The sequence below is a fragment of the Rhodanobacter soli genome, assembly GCF_040548735.1.
GTDB lineage: Bacteria > Pseudomonadota > Gammaproteobacteria > Xanthomonadales > Rhodanobacteraceae > Rhodanobacter > Rhodanobacter soli_A.
The window spans coordinates 101,291-126,190 of record NZ_JBEPSD010000001.1 but is presented as its reverse complement, the minus strand read 5'-3'; the positions used below and the strand labels follow the sequence as shown (position 1 = coordinate 126,190).

The 24,900-nt window shown below is 64.2% G+C and carries 23 protein-coding genes; 6 read left to right on the top strand and 17 right to left on the bottom strand.

Going from position 1 to position 24,900, the window contains the following annotated elements; genetic code table 11:
• Positions 1-3: 3 nt before the first annotated feature.
• The 4 genes from tadA to folD all read right to left on the bottom strand — a co-directional run bounded on the left by tadA (position 4) and on the right by folD (position 4,699).
• Positions 4-492 carry a tRNA adenosine(34) deaminase TadA gene (gene tadA, locus ABIE04_RS00590; protein ID WP_354546662.1) on the bottom strand — a complete coding sequence of 163 codons (489 nt, stop codon included), beginning with the start codon at positions 490-492 and terminating at the stop codon, positions 4-6.
• A gap of 78 nt (positions 493-570) precedes the next feature.
• On the bottom strand, positions 571-2,148 hold the full coding sequence (gene guaA, locus ABIE04_RS00585; protein WP_354546661.1) for a glutamine-hydrolyzing GMP synthase: 1,578 nt from the start codon (positions 2,146-2,148) through the stop codon (positions 571-573).
• 131 nt (positions 2,149-2,279) lie between these two features.
• Complete coding sequence (gene guaB, locus ABIE04_RS00580; protein WP_354546660.1) at positions 2,280-3,737, bottom strand: IMP dehydrogenase; 1,458 nt, start codon at positions 3,735-3,737, stop codon at positions 2,280-2,282.
• A gap of 92 nt (positions 3,738-3,829) precedes the next feature.
• On the bottom strand, positions 3,830-4,699 hold the full coding sequence (gene folD / locus ABIE04_RS00575) for a bifunctional methylenetetrahydrofolate dehydrogenase/methenyltetrahydrofolate cyclohydrolase FolD (RefSeq protein ID WP_354546659.1): 870 nt from the start codon (positions 4,697-4,699) through the stop codon (positions 3,830-3,832).
• Between the two features lie 67 nt (positions 4,700-4,766).
• Between folD and ABIE04_RS00570 the strand changes: the two genes are divergently transcribed.
• Positions 4,767-5,336, top strand: coding sequence for a GNAT family N-acetyltransferase (locus ABIE04_RS00570; RefSeq protein WP_354546658.1), 570 nt, complete (start codon positions 4,767-4,769; stop codon positions 5,334-5,336).
• A 45-nt stretch (positions 5,337-5,381) separates the two neighbouring features.
• Here the strand turns inward: ABIE04_RS00570 and der are convergent, their stop codons facing one another.
• The 7 genes from der to ndk form a co-directional block, all read right to left on the bottom strand.
• Positions 5,382-6,785 carry a ribosome biogenesis GTPase Der gene (der, locus tag ABIE04_RS00565; RefSeq protein ID WP_354546657.1) on the bottom strand — a complete coding sequence of 468 codons (1,404 nt, stop codon included), beginning with the start codon at positions 6,783-6,785 and terminating at the stop codon, positions 5,382-5,384.
• Positions 6,786-6,807: 22 nt separating this feature from the next.
• Positions 6,808-8,004 carry an outer membrane protein assembly factor BamB gene (gene bamB / locus ABIE04_RS00560; protein ID WP_354546656.1) on the bottom strand — a complete coding sequence of 399 codons (1,197 nt, stop codon included), beginning with the start codon at positions 8,002-8,004 and terminating at the stop codon, positions 6,808-6,810.
• Positions 8,001-8,651 (bottom strand): YfgM family protein, encoded by a 651-nt coding sequence (locus ABIE04_RS00555; RefSeq protein WP_354546655.1) that lies wholly within the window; start codon positions 8,649-8,651, stop codon positions 8,001-8,003. The genes bamB and ABIE04_RS00555 overlap by 4 nt, the downstream gene beginning before the upstream one ends.
• 154 nt (positions 8,652-8,805) lie before the next feature.
• Positions 8,806-9,798: a helix-turn-helix domain-containing protein gene (locus ABIE04_RS00550; protein WP_354546654.1), complete on the bottom strand. Its 993-nt coding sequence runs from the start codon at positions 9,796-9,798 to the stop codon at positions 8,806-8,808.
• The gene (pilW, locus tag ABIE04_RS00545; protein WP_354546653.1) at positions 9,795-10,583 is read right to left on the bottom strand and encodes a type IV pilus biogenesis/stability protein PilW; all 789 of its coding nucleotides are present in this window, start codon (positions 10,581-10,583) and stop codon (positions 9,795-9,797) included. Before pilW ends, ABIE04_RS00550 begins: the two co-directional genes overlap by 4 nt.
• Positions 10,573-11,706, bottom strand: coding sequence for a 23S rRNA (adenine(2503)-C(2))-methyltransferase RlmN (gene rlmN, locus ABIE04_RS00540; RefSeq protein ID WP_354546652.1), 1,134 nt, complete (start codon positions 11,704-11,706; stop codon positions 10,573-10,575). Before rlmN ends, pilW begins: the two co-directional genes overlap by 11 nt.
• A 27-nt stretch (positions 11,707-11,733) precedes the next feature.
• A complete protein-coding gene (gene ndk, locus ABIE04_RS00535) occupies positions 11,734-12,159 on the bottom strand; it encodes a nucleoside-diphosphate kinase (RefSeq protein WP_214554453.1) in 426 nt (141 codons plus the stop codon).
• Between the two features lie 189 nt (positions 12,160-12,348).
• Between ndk and ABIE04_RS00530 the strand changes: the two genes are divergently transcribed.
• From ABIE04_RS00530 to ABIE04_RS00520, 3 genes are all read left to right on the top strand, one after another.
• Entirely contained in the window at positions 12,349-13,014 is a 666-nt protein-coding gene (locus ABIE04_RS00530) for a TetR/AcrR family transcriptional regulator (RefSeq protein ID WP_436410345.1), read from the top strand.
• A gap of 40 nt (positions 13,015-13,054) precedes the next feature.
• Complete coding sequence (locus ABIE04_RS00525; RefSeq protein WP_354546650.1) at positions 13,055-15,442, top strand: 3-hydroxyacyl-CoA dehydrogenase/enoyl-CoA hydratase family protein; 2,388 nt, start codon at positions 13,055-13,057, stop codon at positions 15,440-15,442.
• Between the two features lie 89 nt (positions 15,443-15,531).
• On the top strand, positions 15,532-16,737 hold the full coding sequence (locus ABIE04_RS00520) for an acetyl-CoA C-acyltransferase (protein ID WP_354546649.1): 1,206 nt from the start codon (positions 15,532-15,534) through the stop codon (positions 16,735-16,737).
• A gap of 107 nt (positions 16,738-16,844) precedes the next feature.
• Here ABIE04_RS00520 and ABIE04_RS00515 read toward each other — a convergent pair whose 3' ends face one another.
• The 4 genes from ABIE04_RS00515 to ABIE04_RS00500 form a co-directional block, all read right to left on the bottom strand.
• On the bottom strand, positions 16,845-18,116 hold the full coding sequence (locus tag ABIE04_RS00515) for a M20 family metallopeptidase (protein ID WP_354546648.1): 1,272 nt from the start codon (positions 18,114-18,116) through the stop codon (positions 16,845-16,847).
• A gap of 394 nt (positions 18,117-18,510) precedes the next feature.
• The gene (locus tag ABIE04_RS00510; RefSeq protein WP_354546647.1) at positions 18,511-18,912 is read right to left on the bottom strand and encodes a carboxypeptidase-like regulatory domain-containing protein; all 402 of its coding nucleotides are present in this window, start codon (positions 18,910-18,912) and stop codon (positions 18,511-18,513) included.
• 321 nt (positions 18,913-19,233) lie between these two features.
• Positions 19,234-20,331, bottom strand: coding sequence for a hypothetical protein (locus ABIE04_RS00505; RefSeq protein ID WP_354546646.1), 1,098 nt, complete (start codon positions 20,329-20,331; stop codon positions 19,234-19,236).
• Between the two features lie 190 nt (positions 20,332-20,521).
• Complete coding sequence (locus tag ABIE04_RS00500) at positions 20,522-20,893, bottom strand: TlpA disulfide reductase family protein (protein WP_354546645.1); 372 nt, start codon at positions 20,891-20,893, stop codon at positions 20,522-20,524.
• Positions 20,894-20,939: 46 nt separating this feature from the next.
• Between ABIE04_RS00500 and ABIE04_RS00495 the strand changes: the two genes are divergently transcribed.
• Both ABIE04_RS00495 and ABIE04_RS00490 read left to right on the top strand, forming a co-directional pair.
• On the top strand, positions 20,940-21,266 hold the full coding sequence (locus ABIE04_RS00495; protein ID WP_354546644.1) for a hypothetical protein: 327 nt from the start codon (positions 20,940-20,942) through the stop codon (positions 21,264-21,266).
• Positions 21,263-23,107 (top strand): ATP-binding protein, encoded by a 1,845-nt coding sequence (locus ABIE04_RS00490; protein WP_354546643.1) that lies wholly within the window; start codon positions 21,263-21,265, stop codon positions 23,105-23,107. The genes ABIE04_RS00495 and ABIE04_RS00490 overlap by 4 nt, the downstream gene beginning before the upstream one ends.
• A 141-nt stretch (positions 23,108-23,248) precedes the next feature.
• Here the strand turns inward: ABIE04_RS00490 and ABIE04_RS00485 are convergent, their stop codons facing one another.
• Both ABIE04_RS00485 and ABIE04_RS00480 read right to left on the bottom strand, forming a co-directional pair.
• The gene (locus ABIE04_RS00485) at positions 23,249-23,605 is read right to left on the bottom strand and encodes a cupin domain-containing protein (protein ID WP_354546642.1); all 357 of its coding nucleotides are present in this window, start codon (positions 23,603-23,605) and stop codon (positions 23,249-23,251) included.
• A 130-nt stretch (positions 23,606-23,735) separates the two neighbouring features.
• Complete coding sequence (locus tag ABIE04_RS00480) at positions 23,736-24,893, bottom strand: SIR2 family protein (RefSeq protein WP_354546641.1); 1,158 nt, start codon at positions 24,891-24,893, stop codon at positions 23,736-23,738.
• Between the last annotated feature and the right edge of the window lie 7 nt (positions 24,894-24,900).

Here is a 24,900-nt window from a genome sequence, read left to right as displayed (position 1 = left end):
CGCTCAGCGCCGGGCGCGGAAGAACTCGCGCAGCATGCCGGCGGACTCCTCGGCGAGCAGGCCGCCGGCCACTTCGATGCGGTGGTTGTGGCGGGCATCGATCAAGGTGTCGAACACGCTGCCGGCGGCGCCGGTCTTGGGGTCGGCGGCGGCGTAGACCACGCGGCCAAGGCGGGCATGGATCATCGCCATCGCACACATCGAGCACGGCTCCAGCGTGACGTAGAGCGTGGCGCCGGACAGTCGGTGGTTGGCCACTTTCTCGCCGGCGGCGCGCATGGCCATGATCTCGGCATGGGCAGTCGGGTCATGCAGGGTGATGTTGCGGTTCCAGCCCAGTCCGACGATCTCCCCGTCCTGCACCAGCACGGCCCCCACCGGCACCTCGTTCTCGGCGTCGCGGGCGTGCGCCGCGAGCTGCAGCGCACGCCGCATGTACTGCACATCGGCAGTTGAGAATGTACTTGAGGTTTGGTCTATTTCGTCAGTCATTTCAATTGATTGTGGCTTGAACATGAGAAAGCCGGCAAATTGCCGGCCCTCCCTTGTGCCTGCAAGTGGTTGATTTTGCTATTCCCACTCGATCGTGGCCGGCGGCTTGCCGCTGATGTCATAGACAACGCGAGAAACACCACGCAACTCATTGATAATTCTATTTGAAACTCTGCCGAGAAACTCGTACGGCAAGTGCGCCCAGTGTGCGGTCATGAAGTCGATGGTCTCCACCGCGCGCAGTGCGATCACCCATTCGTAGGCACGTGCGTCACCGACCACGCCGACCGATTTCACCGGCAGGAACACGGCGAACGCCTGGCTGGTCTTGTCGTACAGGTCGGCTTTGCGCAGTTCGTCGATGAAGATCGCGTCGGCCTGGGCCAGCAGTTCGGCGTATTCGCGCTTCACCTCGCCCAGGATGCGCACACCCAGGCCGGGACCGGGGAACGGATGGCGGTAAACCATTGCCCGCGGCAGGCCGAGCTCCACGCCGATCCGGCGCACCTCGTCCTTGAACAGCTCGCGCAGCGGCTCGACCAGCTTCAGCTTCATGTGCGCCGGCAGGCCGCCGACGTTGTGGTGGCTCTTGATGACGTGGGCCTTGCCGGTCTTGCTGCCGGCGGACTCGATCACGTCGGGGTAGATCGTGCCCTGCGCCAGCCACTTCACGTTGCCGCCCGCGGCAATGAGCTTCTCCGACTCTTCGTCGAAGATCTCCACGAACAGGCCGCCGATGATCTTGCGCTTGGCTTCCGGATCGGCCACGCCCGCGAGCGCCCGGAAGTAGCGGTCGGCCGCGTTCACACGGATCACCTTGACGCCCATGTGCTCGGCCATGGTGGCCATCACCTGGTCGCCTTCCTGCCAGCGCAGCAGGCCGGTGTCGACGAACACGCAAGTCAGCCGGTCGCCGATCGCCTTGTGCAGCAACGCGGCGACCACCGAGGAATCGACGCCGCCGGAGAGGCCCAGCAGCACGTGGTCGTCGCCGACCTGTGCGCGCACGCGGGCGATCTGGTCGTCGATGATATTGGCCGCGGTCCACAGCGTCTTGCAGCCGCAGATCCCGGTGATGAAACGCTTCAACAGCGCCCCGCCCTGCTTCGTGTGCGTCACTTCCGGGTGGAACTGCACGCCGTACCAGCGCTTGCTGTCGTTCTCCATCACCGCGACCGGAATGCGGCCCGTGGTACCGGTGACGACGAAGCCCGGCGGCGCTTTCGACACGTGATCGCCGTGACTCATCCACACGTCCAGCTTGTGCTCGCCCGAATGATCGGTGAGGCCGTCGAACAGGCGGCTCGGCGCCACGATGTCCACGCTGGCATGGCCGAATTCGCGGGCGTCGGCTGCTTCCGTGGCACCGCCAAGCTGGGCGGCCAGGGTCTGCATGCCGTAGCAGATGCCGAGGATCGGCACGCCCGAGTCGAATACCTGCTGGGGCGCCTTCGGTGCATCCGTCAGTGTGGTGGACTCGGGACCGCCGGACAGGATGATGCCCTTCGCTTCATACGCAGCGATTTCGGCGGGATCGTGATCCCAGGCCCAGATCTCGCAGTACACGCCCAGCTCACGCACGCGCCGTGCAATCAACTGGGTGTATTGCGCACCGAAGTCGAGGATCAGGATCTTGTCGGAGTGGATATTGGTCATTGCATGGCCGGGAATGGGGAGTCGGAAATGGAAAAGCCGGTTCGCTCGGCACTCGGCGCGTACGGGAAAATCAGGAAGCGGGGAAGTCGTTTTCAACGATTCCCCATTCCCAATTTCCCATTCCCGGCTTGTCAGGAATTCAGCCGGTAATTCGGCGCTTCCTTGGTGATCTGGATATCGTGCGGGTGCGCCTCGGTGACGCCGGCGGAAGTCACCTTGACGAACTGCGCCTTGTGGCGCACGTCCTCGATGGTGGCCGCGCCCAGGTAGCCCATCGACGCGCGCAGGCCACCGATCAGCTGGTGGATGATGTTGCGCAGCGGACCGCGGTACGGCACGCGGCCTTCGATGCCCTCGGGCACCAGCTTGTCGGCGTCCGCCTCGTCCTGGAAGTAGCGATCCTTGGAGCCGAGCTGCATCGCGCCGATCGAGCCCATGCCGCGGTAGCTCTTGTAGGAGCGACCCTGGAACAGTTCGACCTCGCCCGGCGATTCCTCGGTACCGGCGAACATCGAGCCGAGCATCACGGTGGATGCACCGGCGGCCAGTGCTTTCGGGATGTCGCCGGAGTAGCGGATGCCACCATCGGCAATCAGCGGGATCTCGTCCTTCAGCGCGGTGGCGACCATGTCGATCGCGGTGATCTGCGGCACGCCGACGCCGGCAACCACGCGGGTGGTGCAGATCGAGCCGGGGCCAACGCCGACCTTGACCGCGTCCACGCCCACGTCGAGCAGCGCGCGCGCCGCTTCGCCGGTGACGATGTTGCCGGCGATCACCTGCACCTGCGGGTAGTGTTTCTTGACCCAGCCGGCGCGTTCGATCACGCCCTGCGAATGGCCGTGCGCGGTATCCACCACCAGCACGTCGACACCGGCATCGACCAGCGCGGCCACGCGCTGCTCGGTATCGCCGCCGACACCGACGGCGGCACCGACCAGCAGGGCCTCGTGGTGGTCCTTCGCGGCATGCGGGTTGTCGCGCGCCTTCTGGATGTCCTTGACGGTGATCAGCCCGCGCAACTGGAAGGCCTCATTGACCACCAGCACCTTTTCGATGCGGTACTTGTGCAGCAGTTGCAGCACTTCGTCCTGGCTGGCGCCTTCCTGCACCGTCACCAGCTTGTCCTGGCGGGTCATGATGTTGCGCACGGGGTCGTCGTGCTTGCGCTCGAAGCGCAGGTCGCGGCTGGTGACGATGCCGACCAGCTTGCTGCCGTCGACCACCGGCACGCCGGAGATGTTGTGCGCGTGGGTCAGCCGCAGCACTTCACGGATCGAGGTGTCCGGACCCACGGTGATCGGGCTGCGGATCACGCCGGCCTCGAACTTCTTCACCAGGCGTACTTCGGCCGCCTGCTGCTCGGCCGTCATGTTCTTGTGGATGATGCCGATGCCGCCGTTCTGCGCCATGGTGATGGCGAGTCGGGCTTCGGTCACGGTGTCCATCGCGGCGGACACGATCGGGATGTTCAGGCGCAGGTCGCGGGTGAACCGCGTTGACGTGTTCACATCGCGCGGCAACACGATGGAATGGCCCGGAACAAGGTAGACGTCGTCGTAGGTCAGGGCCTCGGCGAGGATGCGCATGCGAAAAGTCCCGCTGCAAAGAGGAGATTATACGCGCCCCGCCGGGATGCTCGCCAGCCGTGCGGCTGAACACCGCGGCACTCCGCGATGGCTCAGGCTACCCGCTGCGGCGCGGTGTGCGCCTCGGCCGCTTCCAGCGTGTTCTCCATCAGCGTGGCCACCGTCATCGGGCCGACGCCGCCGGGCACCGGGGTGATCCAGCTGGCGCGTTCGGCGGCCGGGGCGAATTCCACGTCGCCGACCAGACGGCCGTCGTCGAGCCGGTTGATGCCCACGTCGATCACCACGGCGCCGGGCTTGATCCATTCGCCTTTCACCAGCCCGGCCTTGCCCACGGCGACGATCACGATATCGGCCTGGCGCACGAAGGCTTCCAGGTCGCGGGTGAAACGATGGCAACTGGTAGTGGTGCAGCCGGCGATCATCAGCTCCAGCACCAGCGGCCGGCCCACGTGGTTGGACACGCCGATGACCACCGCGTGCTGCCCGCGCACCGGGCGATCGGTGTGCCCGAGCAGGGTCATCACGCCCTTGGGCGTGCACGGGCGCAGGCCGAAACGGCGCAAGGCCAGGCGCCCCACGTTGATCGCCTGGAAGCCGTCGACGTCCTTGTTCGGGTCGATGCGGTCGACCAGCGCGTCCTCGTCGATATGTGCCGGCAGTGGCGATTGCACCAGAATGCCGTGCACGTCCGGGTCGGCGTTGAGGCGGTCGATCAGGGCGAACAGTTGTTCCTGGGTGGTGTCGGGCGGCAGGTCATAACCGAACGAACGGAAACCCACCTGCTGACAGGCCTTGCGCTTGTTGCGCACGTAGACCGTCGAGGCCGCATCGCTGCCTACCAGCACCACCGCCAGTCCCGGCGCTGGCAGGCCTTGCGCCACCCTCGCGGCGACGCGCAGGCCGACACGCTCCAGCAGTTCCTGTGCGATGCGTTTGCCGTCGAGGATGCGTGCGCTCATGGGAATGCCCGGGTGTAAAGTCGGTCATTATCCGGGCTTGGCCTGATGCGCACAAACGGAACGCCGCATGGGTGCAGACGAGACGATTCCAGCCGCGCTGGAACTGACCGACGGTCGATTGAACTTGCGTCCATGGCAGGACCGCGACGCGGCGGCGCTGTCAGAAGCCGCACTCGAGTCTACGCAAAGCGTTGGCCGCTGGCTGCCGTGGTGCCACGCCGATTACGACCGGCATGCTGCTATGGCCTGGGTGACGCATTGCCAGGCTGGCTGGCGCTCGGGCGAGCACTTTGCCTTTGCGGTTTTCGATGCGGCCTCGGGCGACCTGCTCGGCGGCGTCGGTCTGGGCCAGCGCAATCGGGTTCATCGAAGCGCCAACCTGGGTTACTGGGTGCGCCAGTCACGTCACGGGCAAGGTACCGCGTCGGCCGCGGCTGCCATGGTCGCGCGTTTTGGTTTTGGGCGGCTGGGGCTGATCCGTATCGAGATCGTCGCGCTGCCCGACAACCGGCCGAGCCGACGCACGGCCGAGAAGCTGGGGGCACGCTTCGAGGCGGTCGCCCGTCAGCGCCTGTGGGTACGCGAGCAGGCATGCGATGCGGCGGTGTATGCCCTGATTCCGCAGGACCTGGGCTGACCGACCGTGGATCCGCGCAGCGTGGCCCGGCAGGAATCCGGCGACTCAGCGCGTGCGCTTGATCAGGTCGCTGACCCGGCGCCTGGCCTTGTGCTGCTGTTCCTTGGTCAGCACCTTTTTGCGCCCGGCGTATGGGTTCTCGCCCTCGCGGAAGGCAATCCGGACCGGCGTGCCTTCCAGCTTGTAGCGCTTGCGGAAGAAATTTTCGAGGTAACGCTGGTAGGCCGGCGCGATGTGCTTGGTGCGGGTGCCGTGGATCACGATGGTCGGCGGGTTGGTGCCGCCCGGATGCGCAAAGCGCAGTTTCGGCGCGTGACCGTTCACCAACGGCGGCTGGTAGCTCTCGTACGCCTTTTCCAGCGTCTTGGTGAGGTCGGAAGACACCAGCACCTTGGTCGCCGACGCGTGTGCACGCACCACCGCGCGCATCAGCTCGCGCAGGCCGGAACCGTGCAGCGCGGAGATCTGCACCTGCTTGGCCCAGTCGACGAACACCAGCCGGCGATCCAGCGCGCGGCGGCATTCGTCGCGCTGGTACGGGTCCATGTCGTCCCACTTGTTGATCGCGATCACCAGCGCCCTGCCCTCGTCCATCGCGTAACCGATCAGGGTGAGATCCTGGTCAGCCAGGTTTTCGCGGGCGTCGATCATCACCACCACGACCTGGGCCGCGGCGATCGACTGCAGCGTCTTGATGACGCTGAATTTCTCGACGGCTTCCTCGACCCGCGCCTTGCGCCGGATACCGGCGGTGTCGATCAGCGTGTAGCGTTTGCCGTCGCGCTCCAGCGGTACCCGGATCGGGTCGCGGGTGGTGCCGGCCACGTCGGAAACGATCAGCCGCTCCTCGCCCAGCAGGCGGTTGATCAGGGTCGACTTGCCGGCGTTCGGACGGCCGACGATGGCGACGCGGATGCTGCCGTCCTCGCCTTCCGCCTCGGTGGTGCTTTCCTCGTCGGCTGGCAGCAGCGGCAGCAGGACCCGGATCAGGTCGTCGGTGCCGCGGTTGTGCGCCGCGGACAACGGCAAGGTGGTGCCGATGCCGAATGCGGAGAACTCGGCCAGCACGGCCTGCTCGTCGAGACCGTCGGTCTTGTTGACCACGACGACGATCGGTTTGCCGCTGCGGCGCAGCTCGCCCAGGATCACGTAATCCTGCGGCAGCAGGCCATCGCGGGCATCGACCACGAACACCAGCACGTTCGCTTCCCCGATCGCCAGGCGCACCTGCTTCGCGGTCAGCACGTCCATGGCCTCCTCGACCCCGGACAGGCCGCCGGTATCGACCACCACGAAGGGCCGCTCGCCGCTGCGGCAGACGCCGTAGTGGCGATCGCGGGTGACGCCCGGCATGTCGGCCACCAAGGCGTCGCGGCTGCGCGTCAGCACATTGAAAAGGGTCGATTTACCGACATTCGGACGACCAACCAGTGCGACGACGGGCAACATGATGAGTACTTCGTTCCAGCGATCAGTGCGAGGACAGACGGTAGGCGCCGATACGGCCCTCGACGTCCTCGACGTAAACGGTGTCGCCCACCACCAGCGGCTGGGCGCGGATCGCCTTCTTCGACAGCCGCTCGCGTGCGGCCAGTGCGCCGTCACCGGTCTGCAGCCAGTGCACGTAGCCTTCCAGATCACCGACCACGACGTAGTTGCCCTGCACCGCCGGACCGCTGAGCCAGCGGTACTTCAGCGCGTCGTTCTTCCACATGTCGGCGCCGCCATTCTTGTCGAATGCCCACACCACCGATTCGTCGTTGACGCCGAACACCGCATGGTCGCTGACCGCCAGCGATTCGAAGCTGGAGAACGGATGCGTCCACAGCGGGCGGCCACTGGGGCCGTCGACTGCCGCCAGGTTGCCGTGATAGGCGGCGCCGTAGAGCGTGCTGCCGTCCAGCAGGATGGCGCCGTCGGCGTCATTCAGGCGATCGATCTCGGTGCGGCCTTCGCCGCTGGCCAGTTTCTGTTCCCACAGCTTCGCACCGTTGTCCTGGCGCAGGGCGACGAGCTTGCCGTCGTCGCTGCCGAAGAACAGCACGCCGTTGGCCGCCAGCAGCGAGCCATTGCCGCGCAGGCTGAGCAGCGGCACGGTACCCTGGTCATAGACCCAGCGACGCTGTCCGCTCGCCGCGTCCAGCGCGTAGACGCGGCCATCGCCGGTACGCACGACGACCAGGTCGCCGACGATTACCGGCGACGCCAGCACTTCGCTGCTCACCTCGACATCCCAGCGCGGAGTGCCGTCTTTTGCGTTCACCGCGTAGACGTGGCCGTCCAGCGTGCCGACGGCGAGCAGGTCGCCGCTGACCGCGGGCCCGCCGGCGTACTGGGCGTCCTTGCGTTTCTTGTCGCCCCAGCCGAACCAGCCATGGGTGCGCGAACTCTTCGACCACAGGCTCTTGCCGCCGGCGGCATCAATGGCGACCAGTTTGCCGTCCGTGCTGGCGGCGTAGAGCACGCCGTCGACCACGGTCGGGCGCAAACGCGCGCCGCTGGTGCCCGCACCATCGCCTACGCTGGTGCGCCACAGGCGGGTGACCTGTACGGTGGGCTTGAAATCCTTGGCCAGCGGAGTCGGCGGCTGGACGTTTTCCTTCTTGAACGAATGGCAACCGGCAAGGGCCACCAATGAAGCCAGCGTGATCAGCAAAAATCTTTTCATGCACCCTGCTTCCCGGCCACGGCCAAATCATCGAGTTTCATCTGCAAGGCACCGCGTTGCGGCGCTTCCTCGCCCAACGCCGACAAGGCCGCTTGATAGGCCTTGCGTGCTTCGTCGGAACGTCCAAGCTTGACCAGCACATCACCGCGGAGTTCCTGCGCCAGCCCCTTATAGCTGTCGGCCGGGATGCGATCGAGCGTGGCCAGCGCTTCCTTGCCGTTGTCGCGGGCCAGTTCCACCTGCGCGATGCGCAGCAGCGTCAGCGACTTCAACGCCGGGGCGGTGGCGTGGCTCTCGGCCCATTTCAGCGATGCCTCGGCCTTGTCCAACTGCTTGGCCTGCACCTGCTGCTTGGCGCGCTCGCTGACGGCAAATACGGTGAACGGCGACTTCGCGTAATCCTTCATCAGCTGGTCGGTCAGCTGCGAAGCGGTATCCGGCTTGCCGGACGCCTGCGCGATCTGCATCTGCTGGTAGAGCTGGGAGGCCTGGCCTTCGTTCCGGGCCTGGTGGTTGCGCCACTGCTGCCAACCGAAAATGCCGACCAGGCCAATCACGATGCCGGCGATGATCGACACGCCGTTGTCGCGCAGCCACTTCTGAACCAGCTCGCTCTGTTCGTACTTGTCGTATTCTTCAAATGCCATGCAATCACCATTCAAAAGGCCGCGCGCCCGCAGACGCGTGCACAGGCCGGTGCGGTAAACAAAGGGAAAAGCCGGTCATATCCGCTCGTTGCCGAGCGGACCGAGTGGGCAAGCATAACCGAAATGGGCCGCTCGCAGCGGCGCCGAATGGCGATCAGAAGCTGGTGGCGGAGGCCGTGCCGTCCTGCGTCTGCATGCGGAAACGCGCCACGTTGGCGCGCCGAAAATCGTCCAGGCCGATCGACTTGCCGTCGATGCTGACCTGCGCGCCGCTGGCATTGCCGATGCGCACATCCAGTGGCTGGTCGCTGTGATAGGTCTTGCTGCTGCCGGCCGCGAGCAGGCCGTATTCCAGCCGCGTACCGTCGGCCTGGGTCACTTCGACCCAACTGGCCGCCGAGAGGCTGAGGCTCAGGCTGTGGCCGCTGGTGCCGGTGGACACGACCGGTGCGACCGGCTTGGCCGGCGCCAGGCTGGCGCTTTCCAGGTTCGGGAATGGCGCCATCGAGGCCAGCAGCGGCTGGTCCTGTTCCGGCTGCGGCATGGCCGCAGCGGGCGCCTTCGGGATCGAATCACCAGCCTTCCCGTCGGCAGCTGCCGTGTTGGTGGCAGGCGTTTCCAGCTGGGCCACCGGGGCGGCATCCAGCGGGGCGAGATGGCTGAGGTCGCGATCCAGCGTGCCGCGCACGCCCAGCCAGATCATCGGCACCACGATCACTGCGGTCAGCACGACGTAGGTGGCGGCCGTGGCGTACCGGTCCAGCAGGAAACGCGAATGCGAGATGCCGCCGGTGGCTACCAGCGGCGCTTCGATCTGCTTGATGCGATCGAGTTCGACCTGGATCGATGCCTCGTTGATGCCCAGGTGGCGGCCATACTTGTTGATGTAGCTGCCCAGGTAGATCTTGGAGTCGATGCCATCGTACTGGTCGCGTTCGAGCTGGCGCAGCACCCGGGCAGGCAACTTCAGCGTATGTGCGCAGGCTTCCAGATCCAGGCCTTGGGCTTCACGCGCCGCATGCAGGCGACTGCCGAAACTTACCGTGTGAGGGGTTGTCGACGACACGTCCATGTTGGGCAAATTGATACCGAACAGCCCGGGCTCGCTGGAACCCTGCTCGGTCGATTGAGGTTGCATGGAGGTCATGGGCTGGCAGTTGTGTCTAGGGCGTGCGCCTGCTCCGAGTCCGGGAACTGGCTGAGCAATCGCTTGCTGTAAGTGAGGGCACCTTCCGGGTTGCCCAGTCGGGTTTCGATATCGTGGCCTAGCTTGAGCGACGCGGCAGTCGGCTGGCCCAGCGCATCGAACCGCTGGAGAAAAGCCCTGGCGCGAAATGCATCCTTATTCAGATAAAGCGTATTCGCAAGCTGGAAGAGTGCCTCCGCATTCTTGGGATTTCTTGCGATGGCGTCACGAAAACTCGCTTCGGCCCCTGCAACGTCGTTGGCGCGCAGCTGGCAGACGCCGGCATTGGTCAGCGCCACGTCGGGGGTCTGGTAGAACGGATCGGCGACGGCTTTCTGGAAATACTGGCTCGCCTCGGCGATCTTCCCGGTGTGGCACAGGAAGACGCCGAGATTGTTGTTCGGCGCGCCCTTGGCCGGCTCCAGCGCCACCGCCTTGCGGTAATGCTGCTCGGCTTCGGGCAGCTTGTTGATGCGCTCGTACAGCACCGCGATCACGGTGTGCGCCGGCGCGTAGCTGGGGTCGAACTGCAGCGCCTTGGTCAGCTTTTCCAGCGCCGTCTGCAGGTCGCCGGAGGCCATGTAGCGCTGGCCCAGTTCGGTATGGATCCGGGCGGCATCTTCGGCCTGGTCCGCCTTGCTGGACTGCGGCATGCTCTTGCCCAGCGAACTGCTGTCGGTACGCGTGGTGATGCAGCCGGCCAGTGGCAGCAGCAGGCAGAAGATCAGTACCCGGTCAAATCGCATGCAATGTCCCCTCGTCCTGCCGCTTGCGTATGTCGGCGCTGCGCCGGGTGCGATCGGTGACCTGCCCGGCCAGCTGGCCGCAGGCCGCATCGATGTCGTCGCCGCGGGTACGCCGCAACATGGTCAGCACCCCGGCATTCAGCAGCTGCGTCTGGAACGCGTGGATGTCGTCAGCGTCGGAGCGCTTGAACTGGGTGCCCGGGAAAGGATTGAACGGGATCAGGTTGACCTTGCACGTCGGCAGCTTGCGCATCAGCTTGATCAGCTGGCGGGCGTGCTCGGGCTGGTCGTTGATCCCCTTCATCAAGGTGTATTCGAAGGTGATCGAGGTACGCGGCTTGCGCGCAATCCAGCGCTGGCAGGCGGCCAGCAGCTCGGCGATCGGGTAGCGCTTGTTGATCGGCATCAGCTCGGTGCGCAGCTCGTCGTTGGCCGCGTGCAGCGACACCGCCAGCGACACGTCGATGGCATCCGACAGCTGATCGATCAACGGCACCATGCCGGCGGTGGACAGCGTGACGCGCTTGGCCGCCAGGCCGAAGCCCAGGTCGTCGCGCATCAGGCGCATCGCCTTCAGCACGTTGTCGAAATTCGCCAGCGGCTCACCCATGCCCATCATCACCACGTTGGTGATGCGGCGGTTCTGGTGGGTGACATTGCCCAGGTACTTCGCCGCCACCCATACCTGGCCGATGATTTCGGCGGTGGACAGGTTGCGGTTGAAGCCCTGCGCGCCGGTCGAGCAGAAGCTGCAGTTCAGCGCACAACCGATCTGCGAGGACACGCACAAGGTGCCGCGGGTCGGCTCGGGGATATACACCGTCTCGATCGCGTTGCCGCTGTCCATGCCCAGCAGCCACTTGTGCGTACCGTCGGTGGCCACCTTGTCCAGCAGCGTCTTCGGCGCGCCGATGTAGCAGGCCTCGGTGAGCTTGGCGCGCAGCGCCTTGCCCACGTCGGTCATGTTCTCGAAGTTGTCTTCCAGGTCATGGTAGATCCACTTCATCACCTGCTCGGCGCGATACGGCTTCTCGCCGATCTGCGTGAAGAAATCACGCAAACCCTGACGATCGAAATCGAGCAGATTGACCTGGGCAGGTGGATTGACGACAACCTGGTTCACAACTCATGCCTCACAACATTGGATCGCTCAACGCGAAAGTACGTCCGTCGCGGCGAAGAAGTAAGCAATCTCCACCTTGGCGGTATCCGCTGCATCGGAACCATGCACGGCATTGGCGTCGATGGAGTCGGCGAAGTCGGCGCGGATCGTGCCCGGTGCGGCTTCCTTCGGGTTGGTGGCGCCCATCAGGTCACGATGGGCCAGCACGGCGTTCTCGCCTTCCAGCGCGGTGATCATCACCGGACCCGAGATCATGAACTCGACCAGTGCCTTGAAGAACGGACGCTCGCGATGCACGGCGTAGAAGCCTTCGGCTTCCTGGCGCGACAGCTGCTTCATGCGCGCGGCCACGATCTTCAGGCCGGCCTTCTCGAAACGGGCATAGATTTCGCCGATGACGTTCTTGGCAACGGCGTCGGGCTTGATGATGGAAAGAGTGCGCTCCAGCGCCATACGGGTCTGCTCCGGAAAAAACGGATGGATAGGAAAGGGGTCACGGCCGGCTCCCAGGCCGGCGGAATCGACTAATTCCGACAAAGATTGCGGATTTAGCTCACGAAAGTTTGACAGATTCTAACTCATACGCAAGTCGCCGGGTGTTTGCAACAAACGACTGTTTGACGGCCCCGGAGCTGCCCGCGTATGCTCAAACGATCGTTTGAACCGGCCCGTGGCCGATGGATGGTTCCGCCCGTGAACAGCTCCGGCTCAACCAAGGAACGGATACTCGGCGCCGCCGAGGTCCTGTTCGCCCAGCGTGGCTTCGACGGCGCCTCGCTGCGCCAGCTGACGACCGCCGCCGGGGTCAACCTGGCCGCGGTCAATTACCACTTCGGCTCCAAGGACAAACTGGTCGAGGAAGTGTTTCGGCGCCGGCTGGACGCGCTGAATGAACGCCGACTGGCGGCGCTCGCCAAGGTCGCCGGTGCCGAAGACACCACCCTCGAGGACGTGCTGGAGGCGTTCATCCGCCCCGCCCTGGATCTGTCGCACGACGACAGCGGCGCCTTGTTCATGCGTGTGCTGGCGCGGGCATTCGCCGAGCACGACGACACCCTGCGCCAGTTCCTGTCCGCGAACTACGGCCACGTGATGCGCCAGTTCACCGCCGAATTCGCGCGCCTGCTGCCGCAGCTGAGCAAGGAAGAGCTGTACTGGCGCATCGACCTGGTCACCGGCGCGTTGACCCACGCGATGTCCGGCTTCGGCATGATCCAGCGCAAGAGCGACGTCAGCGAGCACACCCATCGCGAGCAGACCGCGCAGCACCTGATCCGCTTCGCCGTCGCCGGCCTCAGCCATCCCTAGATCTACCTGCCCCACCTTTTGTATCCTCGGAGAAGCCTTAATGACCGCTGCATCCTCACCCACATCAGCGCTGCGCATCCGCAAGGCCGCCGTGCTGGGCGCCGGTGTCATGGGCGCGCAGATCGCCGCGCACCTGACCAACGCCGGCGTCGAAACCGTGTTGTTCGACCTGCCCGCGAAGGAAGGCCCGAAAAGCGGCATCGCGCAGAAGGCCATCGCCAACCTGGCCAAGCTGTCGCCCGCCCCGCTGGCCGACAAGAACCTCGCCGCCGCGATCATCCCGGCCAATTACGACGACGACCTTGACCATCTGAAGGACGTCGATCTGGTGATCGAGGCGATCGCCGAGCGGATGGACTGGAAGCTCGACCTGTACAAGAAGATCGCCGGCCATCTGTCGAAGACGGCGATCATCGCCTCCAACACCTCCGGCCTGTCGATCAACGGCCTGGCCGAGGCGCTGCCGGAAGAAATGCGCCACCGCTTCTCCGGCGTGCACTTCTTCAACCCGCCGCGCTACATGCATCTGGTCGAACTGATCCCGACCCGGCTCACCGACAAGAACGTGCTGGACGGCCTCGAAGCCTTCCTCACCACCACCGTCGGCAAGGGCGTGGTGATCGCCAAGGACACCCCGAACTTCATCGGCAACCGCATCGGCGTGTTCTCGATGCTGGCCACCATGCACCACACCGAGCAGTTCAAGCTCGGCTTCGACACCGTCGACGCGCTGACCGGTCCGGCCGTCGGCCGCCCCAAGAGCGCCACCTACCGCACCGCCGACGTGGTCGGTCTGGACACCATGGCCCATGTCATCAAGACCATGGCCGACACCCTGCCCGACGATCCCTGGCACGACTACTTCAAGGCCCCGGTGTGGCTGGCCGGCCTGATCGAGAAAGGCGCACTGGGCCAGAAAAACGGCGCCGGCTTCTACAGGAAGGCCGGCAAGGACATCGTGGTTTTGGATGTTGCCAAGCAGGATTACCGCCCGTCCGAGCAGAAAGCCTCAGATGAAGTCGCGGCGATCCTGGCGATCAAGGATCCGGCCGAGAAGTTCGGCAAGCTGCGTGCGTCGGCTGATCCGCAGGCGCAGTTCCTGTGGGCCACCTTCCGCGACCTGTTCCACTACACCGCCTACCACCTGGCCGACATCGCCGACACCGCGCGCGACGTCGACTTCGCGATCCGCTGGGGCTACGGCTGGAAGCTCGGTCCGTTCGAGACCTGGCAGGCCGCCGGCTGGCAGCAGGTCGCCGGCTGGATCAACGAAGACATCGCCGCCGGCAAGGCGATGAGCAAGGCGCCGCTGCCGGCATGGGTTACCGATGGCCGTAAAGGCGTCCATGGCAAGGACGGTTCGTACTCGGCCAGCGCCAACGCCGACAAGCCGCGTTCGCAGCATCCAGTGTACAAACGCCAGCTGTTCCCCGATCCGCTGATCGGCGAGAAGTTCGACCAGGGCACCACCGTGTGGGAGAACGATGGCGTGCGCCTGTGGACGCTGGGCGACGACGGCATCGGCATCCTCTCGTTCAAGACCAAGATGAACACGGTCAACGACTTCGTGCTCGACGGCGTGCAGCATGCCATCAAGCTGGCCGAAGAGAAGCTCAAGGCCGTGGTGATCTGGCAGACCGGCGAGCCGTTCTCCGCCGGTGCGGATCTCAAGGGCGCGCTGGGCCTGCTGCAGGCCGGCAAGTTCGATGACTTCGAGAAGATGGTGGCCAACTTCCAGCGCACCAGCATGGCGATCAAGCACTCGCTGGTGCCGGTGGTGGCCGCGGTACGTGGCATGGCGTTCGGCGGTGGCTGCGAGTTCCAGATGCATTCGGCGCGCACCGTGGCGGCACTCGAAAGCTATATCGGCCTGGTCGAGGCCGGCGTGGGCCTGCTGCCGGCCGGTGGCGGCCTGCACGAGCTGGCCGTGCGCGCAGCCAAGGCCAACCCGAGCGACCCGTTCGAGGAATTGAAGAAGGTGTTCGAAACCGTGGCGATGGCCAAGGTCTCGCCCAGCGCGATCGAGGCCAAGAACATGGGCCTGCTGCGCGACAGCGACGTCGTGGTATTCAACGCCTACGAACTGCTCTACGTCGCCAAGCAGGTGGCCAATGGCTTGGCCGAAAGCGGCTATCGCCCGCCGCTGCCGGCGCGCGCGATCCCGGTCGCCGGCGACGTCGGTACCGCCACGTTCAAGGCCTCGCTGGCCAACCTGCAGGCCGGCTACTTCGCCTCCGAGCACGACGTGGACATCGCCTCGCGCATCGCCGACACCTTGTGTGGTGGCGTGATCGAACGCGGCTCGACGGTCGACGAGGAATGGCTGCTGGCGTTGGAGCGCAGGCATTTCGTGGAACTGGCGAAGACCGAAAAAACCCAGGCCCGCATCGCCCACACCATGAGCACCGGCAAACCGCTGCGTAATTAAAGGATCGTCATTCCGGCCTTCACCGGATGACGAGCAAGAAAAATCACAACGCGTCGCCGCGAATCGCGCGACGCCACGGAGCAAATCCCATGACCAAGCAAGTGCAAGACGCCTACATCGTCGCCGCCACCCGCACCCCGGTCGGCAAGGCGCCGCGGGGCGTGTTTCGCCACACCCGTCCGGACGACATGCTCGCCCACGTGATCCGCGCCGTGATGGCGCAGGCACCGGGCATCGACCCGCGGCAGATCGGCGACGTCATCATCGGCTGCGCCATGCCCGAGGCCGAGCAAGGCATGAACGTGGCGCGCATCGGCCTGTTGCTGGCCGGCCTGCCCGACACCGTGCCCGGCGTCACCGTCAACCGCTTCTGCTCGTCCGGCCTGCAGTCGGTGGCGATGGCCGCCGACCGCATCCGCCTCGGCGAGGAAGACCTGATGCTCGCCGGCGGCACCGAGAGCATGAGCATGGTGCCGATGATGGGCCACAAGATCGCGATGAACCCGGCGATCTTCAACGACGAGAACATCGGCATCGCCTACGGCATGGGCATCACCGCCGAGAACGTGGCGAAGAAGTGGAAGGTCGGCCGCGAGCAGCAGGATGCGTTCTCGGTGGAAAGCCATCGCCGCGCCCTCGCCGCCCAGGCCGCTGGCGAGTTCAAGGACGAGATCACCCCGTTCCAGCTCGACGACCACTACCCCGACCTGGCCAGCCGCGGCATCAAGATCGACAGCCGCAGCATCGACATGGATGAAGGCCCGCGCGCCGGCACCACCGCCGAAGTGCTCGCCAAGCTGAAAACCGTGTTCCGCAACGGCCAGTTTGGCGGCACCGTCACCGCCGGCAACTCCTCGCAGATGTCCGACGGCGCCGGCGCCGTGCTGCTGGCCAGCGAGAAGGCGATCAAGCAGTACAACCTGCAGCCGCTGGCTCGCTTCGTCGGCTTCTCCGTCGCCGGCGTGCCGCCGGAAGTGATGGGCATCGGTCCGAAGGAAGCGATCCCCAAAGCACTCAAGCAGACCGGCATCAGCCGGGACCAGCTCGACTGGATCGAACTCAACGAAGCGTTCGCCGCCCAGGCGCTGGCCGTGATCGGCGACCTGGGGCTCGACCCGGGCAAGGTCAACCCGCTCGGCGGCGCCATCGCGCTCGGCCACCCGCTCGGCGCCACCGGCGCGGTGCGCATCGCCACCCTCGTGCACGGCATGCGCCGGCGCAAGCAGAAGTACGGCATGGTGACCATGTGCATCGGCACCGGCATGGGCGCGGCGGGCATCTTCGAAGCGCTCTGACGCCCTGCCCGTCTGCCGGCGCTTTCGCCGGAAACGACAACGGCGCTGTATCGCTACCGCGCCGTTGTCGTTTGCCTCAAAACGAGAAAACGTACCAACTTGCCGTGCTATCTGTCGGCCCGACCCAGCCAGGCCATGGCCGCCACCACCATCGCTTCAACGCCGGTTTCCAGGGTGGGATGCAGCACGGGCAGGAAGCGCGGGTTGTGATTCGTGGGGATCTCGTTGACCTTGCCGGCCTCCTTGGCCTTGGCGTAGGCCACCGGGTCGGTACCGCCCACGAACCAGAACACCGATGGCACGCCCCATTGCGTGCCGAACGAACCGAAGTCCTCGCTGGCTGACGCCGGGCCGGTCTGCCGTACGCTTTCCGGCAGGAAGTGCTGGCGAAACGCCTCGACCACGCGCGCGCTTGCCGCCTGGTCGTTGACCACCAGGTCATAGTTGTCCAGCGGCGTGATCTCCGGCGGTCGTGGTGCACCGGAGGCCGCGGCCTCGGCATTCACGATGCGCGTGATCGCCGCCAGCACGCGCTGGCGCACGCCCTCGTCGAAGGTGCGCACGTTGAGCTTGATGATCGCCTCGTCGGGAATCACGTTTTCCTTGGTCCCGGCCTGCAGCGCCCCGACGGTGACCACCGCCGACTCGGCGGCGGCAAGCTCGCGTGACACGATGGTCTGCAGCCGCAGGACGACCGAGGCCGCCATCACTACCGGATCGATACTGGCTTGCGGCATCGAACCATGCGCGCCCCGCCCGAACAGGCGGATCTGCAGGCTGTCCGCCGCCGACGTGATGACGCCGGTGCGCCCGGCGACGGCACCGGCCGGGCCGACCATCACATGCTGGCCGAGTACCACATCGGGTTTCGGGAAACGCTCGAGCAGGCCGTCGTCGATCATGGCCTTCGCGCCTTCGGCGGTTTCTTCGCCGGGCTGGAATACCGCCAGGATCGTGCCGCGCCAGGCGTCGCGCATCTCGGCCAGCAGCGTGGCCACACCGGCGAGCCAGGTCACGTGCATGTCGTGGCCGCAGGCGTGCATCACCGGAACCGTCCGGCCTTCGCGGTCAGTGGCGGTCACCTTGCTGGCATACGGCACGTCGGTGGCTTCCGCGACCGGCAGCGCGTCCATGTCGGCGCGCAACATCACGGTAGGTCCCTCGCCATGGCGAAGCACGCCGACCACGCCCGTCTTGCCGATGCCGGTGCTTACCTCGTAACCCGCCCTGCGCAACCATTCGGCCGCGAGGCCTGCGGTCCGAACCTCCTGCATCGACAATTCGGGATGGGCATGCACGTCGGTATAAAGCCCTTCCAGGTCCGGCAGGATCCGTTGAAGATTTGCCAGGACGACGCTGGCTGGTCGAGTCGCATTCATCAGGGATTTCTCGCTTTTCGCGTAGCCATTCCGCTGCCCCAACTGTAACTGCCCATGGCGCACGGCGGAGGATAGACGCGTCACGGGTTAAGTCCGGATGAACGCGCGTGGAAGGAAACACCCGTGGTCGACGTCTGCATCATGGCCCTGATCGTCAGCGATATCGACACCGGGACTCGCGGGTATCGACTGGTCATTCGCTTGGGCTGCGCGGCGTGTCCTGGCCTCGGTCGGACGGCAAAACGCCCAGCGCCTCTCAGCGCTGGGCGATCAGTGACCGACACGACTTCAGTTCAGACCGGATGGGCAACGACGGTATCGAATCCGCGTGTTCCATCATCGATCATCGAAACGAACGACCGGGAAGCGCCCGTTACCGACCCGGCCGCCATGCTTACGGTTTGCTTGCGAGCTGTGCACACTGGCCCTGGTCGCAATCGAAGTCGACCTTGATGCCGCGGCCGACGACGACCGGCACGTTCACATGCTTGACGACGGGACGGTCGTTCTCTTCCAGTGTCACCGTGTAAACACCGACCGGCAGCGGGCCGATGCTGTAGCGACCCTTGGCGTCTGCCTGGACCTGACGCTGGAATCCCGATGTCGTGCTTTGCGCCGAAATGGTGTCGCCCGCCGGTGCCTGTCCAAAGACATGGCCCGCGGTGGCCTGCGCATGGACCGCAGCGGATCCCGCCGCACCACACACTCCGATGACAGCTGCCATCGCCAGACTCTGGAGCGAGAAGCCGCGGCGGTGCCGTGGACGGTTGCTTGAGAGGGAGCTGTTGTTGTTCATGGGATTTTCCTGATTCCGTTTGAAAACGACTGTGGGGACATGAGCCTGCCAAACCGTTTGGCAACCCGCTCATGAAGTTCTGGACGGTTTTGTTCGCCCGCCGGGCCTGGGGATGGCTGTCGGCAGGCATCGTTTTGCTTTCCGTCCTCGCCATCGGGCACATGACTGACACCACAAACCCGATGGTCGGGCGCAGCCTACGCCGGCGTCAGGCATTCGTTGAAGGGTCAGAGGTCATTGGAGGTCGGAAGTCACGGACCCATCAAAGTCGGCGACAGCGCACGCGCTTCTTCTCACAGAACCGGGCCGTGTAAAACCGGCTCAGCCCTTCTTCGGCGATGGCTTGACCGGCCAGGGCGCAGCGCGCCAGCAAGCGTTATAGAAGTCCTTGATGGCGTGCCGGGCGGGATAGAGCATGAAGGTGGCGCCGTAGCGGAAGGCGCTGCGCCTGCCGCCGACCCAGGCGCCGATGGAGCGTGACGAAAGCAGGTGTCCCAGCTCGGTCGGCGGATAGGGCCGGGTTATCACGACGGCTCCATCGACGACGCGGGCCGCACCGCGCGGCTCGACCAGCACTTCCTGGCGGTCGACCTCGAAGTACGATCGCGTTTCGTGCGCCACGATCTGCCGGGCACGGGTTGCGCCCACCAGATCGTACGCAGTCAGCGTCACGCTGCCCGGCTTGCATTGCAGGACGAGCCGATGGCTGCCGTCGCGGTCATCCTGCTGGAGTTCCAGGAAAGGCGCCGGTGGCAGTAGCCAGCTTTTCGTCTTGAGGGGGAGTCGGCCATTGTTGGCCAGGCCGGCGACGGTCATCTGATCCGCGGTCAACCAGGTCGGCGAATCGACCGGGGACGTCGGCAGCGGCGTGAGCGCGTCGAGATCGATGCCCATGTTCTTCAGGTACGCATCCGCCTCGCCGCTCGTCGACCGGGGCGCTGCGGTGCCCACAGCCTGATGACGGATCAGGCCGATGCGGTCGCTGCCCGTGGGAGCCCACCGGTAAAGGCCGCCGAAGTAGGCGTAGGCACAGGCTCCGCTGCAGACGGCCGCCTTGATGCCCCGGTACCCGGCACGGCCTTTGCGCCGCGGTGTTCCCAGATGCGTCGTCATCGAGCCGGCGCGGAACAGCCGCCCCAGTGCCATGCCGGCCGCCAGGTCGCCCTGCGAGGAATTCAGGTAGACATCGGACCCGGGCGGAATCTTCCCCGACTTCACCAGCGCCTCGAAACGCTGCGGCGCGTCGGCGTCGATCACGCCATACAGATAGATCTGCGGCGCCCCGGCCATCGTTACCGTCATGCGGTCATCGTTGACCTGGATGGCCATCCGCGGCGGGGTTGCGCTCTCGCTGCTGCGTACCGTGGTGCCGTGGGCAGGCACCGTGCCCGCCAGGCCTGCGCAGATGACCAGCGACAAACCCCAGTAAGCGGCGTGGGGACGCGATCTGCTCCAGCAGGCAGGGTTTTCGGATTTGCCGTATCGCACTGCTGCTCCCGCTGTTCAAACGATGAAGTCTTAAGGTCGCAAGATGTCCTGCAGGTGAACACGAGGTCGTGGCTCTCGTCATTCCCGCGAGGCGCTCAGGCAAGCGCCGTCCATGTCAGGGTCATGGGCTCGCCCCGGCCGCCCCTGCTTCCGCGGCATCGACCTCCCCCAGCAACCTGCCCAGCGCCACACCCAGCACCAGATCATCCAGCACCCCGAAATGCTGTTCGCGCAGCCGTCCCTGCGCATCGATCAGCATGAGCGTGGGCGTGCCTTGCATGGCGTAGGCGCGCATCGTCAGCGGCAGCGGGTCGCCGTTGGCGTACGCGTCCACGCCGACGGGGAACGCGTAGCGGTATTCGTGCAGAAACGCTTCCAGCGCCAGCGGCCCTTGCGCCTCGTGATGCTCGAACACCGTATGCAGCCCGATCACCGCCACGCGGTCAGCAGGAAAGGTCTGCCGCACGCGCTGCATCTGCGGCAGCGCCTGCATGGCGCAACCCGGACACAGCATCTGAAAAGCGTGCGCGACGACCTTGATGGGAGAATCGGGATCGGTCCTTGCCGTTTGTGGCTACAGCTTTAGTGATGATCACATCAACGATGAGCTTAGGCTGGCTCTGTCGGCACCCAACAGTAGGACCACGATGCTGGCGTTTTGCCGCGAAGGTGAAGGCCTCCCCGTCGAGCTTCAGAAATGGCGCATGGAGTTTTGGGGCAAGCGTATCTACATCCTTACGCAGCATGGCGTTTATTGCGGCTCAGAAGGTCCCCTTTGCCCGCCGGAGAATGGGGAGCGCGACTGGTGGAGCTTCAAAGGTCTCATCAGCTTTCTGGAAGATGGCGGCCTGGGAGAAGCATTGTGAGCAACTTTGATGTGGTGCGAGACCTGCGAATTGGACACGTGGTTGAGGTATCCGGCACTTCTCTTAGGATTGAGCTTGATGGGAACGTGACCGAACTCTCGCGAACCCACGACGGTCGTGTGTACGCCATTGGTCAAATGGGCAGTGTCGTAAAGGTTCACTTCGGACGACAGCTCGTCTTTGGTTTTGTGACCTTGCTGCGCATGCGCTCTGAGGAGCTAATTGAGCAAGGGCGCATCATCCCGCCTGACGCCGACCAGCGCATCATGGAGGTGGAGCTTTTCTCGGAAGGCACATGGCATGCACCAACGCGCTCGTTGAAATTCAAGCGTGGTGTGACTACCTACCCGCTTCCCCGACAAGGCGTGTACCTGTTGACGAAAGATGAGTCCGTTGCGCTTTACTCGGCAGCGGAAGGTCAACGGGAAGATGCTGAAACTGACACTCTCGTCGAGTTCGGGTCGTATGTTGCAGCCGACGATGCACGCTGCCGGACTGACATCGACAAGATGTTTAGCATGCACTGCGCCGTGCTGGGTTCGACCGGTTCAGGCAAATCCGGGGCGGTAGCAGCTTTATTGCACGGCTTGCTCGCACATAAACCGAGGCCAGACACGGTCTGCCATCCACGCATCATCATCATAGACCCGCACGCCGAATACGGGAGTGCCTTTGGCGACCGGGCCATTCGGTACCGCGCCTACGACCCGGTCGGGCACGAGCAAGCAGTTGGCGTTCCGGTTCATCTGCCCTATTGGCTGATGTCAGCAGAAGAGTTCCGACTTTTGACCATCGGCAAGACCGAGCGAGAGGCCACCAGTCAACACAACGTCATTTACAAGGCTCTGACTCACGCGCGAATGCAGGCTGCAGGACTAGTAAATCAATCGCCCTCGGCTTATGGCAGCCCAGCGCCTACCGACGGTAATCCCCATGACGCTCCTCGCCCTGCAGCGGGCCACACGCAGGCGGAGCTCGACAGCTTTGATCGTGACAAGCCGCGACCATTCAGCCTCAACGAACTTGTCAACCACATCGTTTTTCTCCAAGCCGGCCGCGTCCAGGGAAATGTCGTGAACCGGATAGCGGATGGCGATTTCGCCAAAGATTTCAAATCCATCCTCGACAAGATCGCAGTTCTACGCCAAGACCCCCGCATCAAATTTATGATGAAGGAATGGGAGCACACGGACCCTAAGCTCTCAGACATCATCCAGCAGTTCGTGGGAGACGTTGCTACTCACCCAAACGGTGACATGCGGATTCTCGATATATCCGGCCTGCCCAATGAGGTCGCGGGTCCGCTGACCGCATCCGTTGCTCAGTTGCTGTTTCGATACAAGGTCTACCAGACCCAGGAAGAACGGGCTAAAGATCCCGTACTTCTCGTGTGCGAGGAAGCCCACCGGTACGTCCCCGACCGCGGAGATGCAGAATACGCGGCCGCCCAAGGGGCCATCCGGCGTATTGCTCGAGAAGGCCGTAAATACGGCCTTGGTCTCATGCTGGTAAGTCAGCGGCCGGCGGACATTGAAAGTACAGTCATTTCGCAGTGTGGCACTTGGCTGGTGCTTCGACTCACCAACCAAGCCGACCAGCAGCACGTCGCACGATTCCTCCCAGATGGGTTGTCGGGCATGACCAAGTCACTGCCAAACCTAGGCCAGCAAGAAGCCATCTTTGTGGGCGAAGGTGCGGCACTACCCGCACGTGTCAGAGTCATGGACCTTAAAAACGAACAGCTTCCGCATTCACAAAATGCACGTTTCGCCGAAGCATGGGCAGGTCCACGTCTTACGAGTGCTGAACTTGATGCGGTTGCCCGAAGAATGACAACCTAATAGGGGCCATCGAATGCCTTCCGTCGATGGATCGTTGATGAAGAGCGGCGCCGTATCGCTACGGCGCCGTTCCCGTTTCCAGCCTTGAGAAACCGACAGGCGCACCTCGAAGTCCCTGTGCGCCATCGGCCCGACACACCGCTATTGCTTCATCTCCACGATGATCACGTGGACAGCGGTCAGGTTTTCCGTGGCGTGCGTGACGGCCGGATTGATCACCGCATCGCCGGCTTTCAGATCGCGTTCCGTCGTGCTCCCGTCCGGCAGGGTGAACTTCGTCCGTCCTCCCTTGAGAACATAAATGACATGGGCAGGGTGCGTATGCATCCCGACCTTGTCACCGGCTTTTGCGGTGTAGTCGATGACGCGAACGCGGGCGTCTTCTTTCAGGATCTTGCAATGCGTGGGCCCGACGGCACAAAGGTCGTCAGCGGCATATGCGCAGGGCATGGCCAGCGCAACCACGGCCAGAACCAAAGCTAAAGAGGACTTTTTCATGGTGTCTCCCACTGGGTGGCGCAGAGGCCTCCGGGCGTTCGACTGCGTCAGGTTGACGGGATGTATCTCTCCGGAGCGTATTCCGGTGGCAGATCCCGCCCTCGCGCCGTGCCCGTGACCGCCCTGGCGGTTACGGTGCATAAGTCGTCGAGTGCGCCCCCGAAGCGCGGCCACGAAGGGCAGAGTACGCCCAATCCATGCCGGATGGAGTTGCGGGCCAGGGGCATTCAATCGACGAGGGAATTTCTGATCGCGTTTTACGACACGCACGACGCCTTCGTTTGAGAACCGCCCGCAGAGCGCACAAACTCGAACCATTCCATTCCGGGAGGCAGACCATGACGACAGGGCAGCTTGCGCCACCGTGGCAGGTGTCGCGCTGGTTCAACGGTGCGCCGTTGACCCTGGCCGATTTGCGCGGGCGCAAGGTCCGACGTAATTCCGAAAACTGTGCGGCAAACGGATCTTTTTGGGTCGCTACGTATTTGGTCGACTGTGGATAAATCAGCACCGGACCGGTTCGCGTGGGATAGACATCAGTCTCGCGGACTCGAAAAACTTCACCACCATCCCCAGCCGTCCAGTCGATAGACCCGTGCAACTTGATGACTTTCGCTCGATACCCATCCGAGGGAGTGGAATCACCAAATCGATGTTCAAGGAATGCAATTGCGCCACCTGAGAAGCCGTCCCAGTAACGGTATCGTCCCAGCGCAAAGGCATCCTCAAGGAGCGTGTCGTAGTTAGTGGTGAAGAAATTTATGGGGCGACGGCGTTCGTGAAGTCCAGCCTGCAGTTTCTCGAAAAGAGTGCTGACAAATTTTTGGTGAAGATCCACTGTAGTGAGGCGTTCGCCTACTGTACCGATGCGCTCGTCGGTGGCTTGATGATCATCATTCGCTGGCTGCGCCTCGATATAACCCCATCGAATGGTCTCGGCGATGTCTTCCGTGATCGCGGCATGAGCATTTTCAAGGGCGACTTGGCTATAGGTCTCACCGCCGATCGTCACCGTTCCCGCCCCAGATCGTCCGGCGATGGCCGTGTAATCACCAAGCTGACTTAGAATCTGCTCGATGTGCGCGCGGCTATCCAATTCCGCGCTTAATGCCTGCAGAAGAACCTCATGATTCTTGCCAACCGCCATAGTGCGGACCCGCGTGGTGAGCGGATACATCAGTGGCACCCCTGAGTCCCTACTGATGCCCGCGCCTAGAAGCCAGGCCTGGTTTGGTTGACGAAGATGAGCCTCGACTTGATCGAGTACATCAGAGTCTGAAATCGGCATGCTCTTA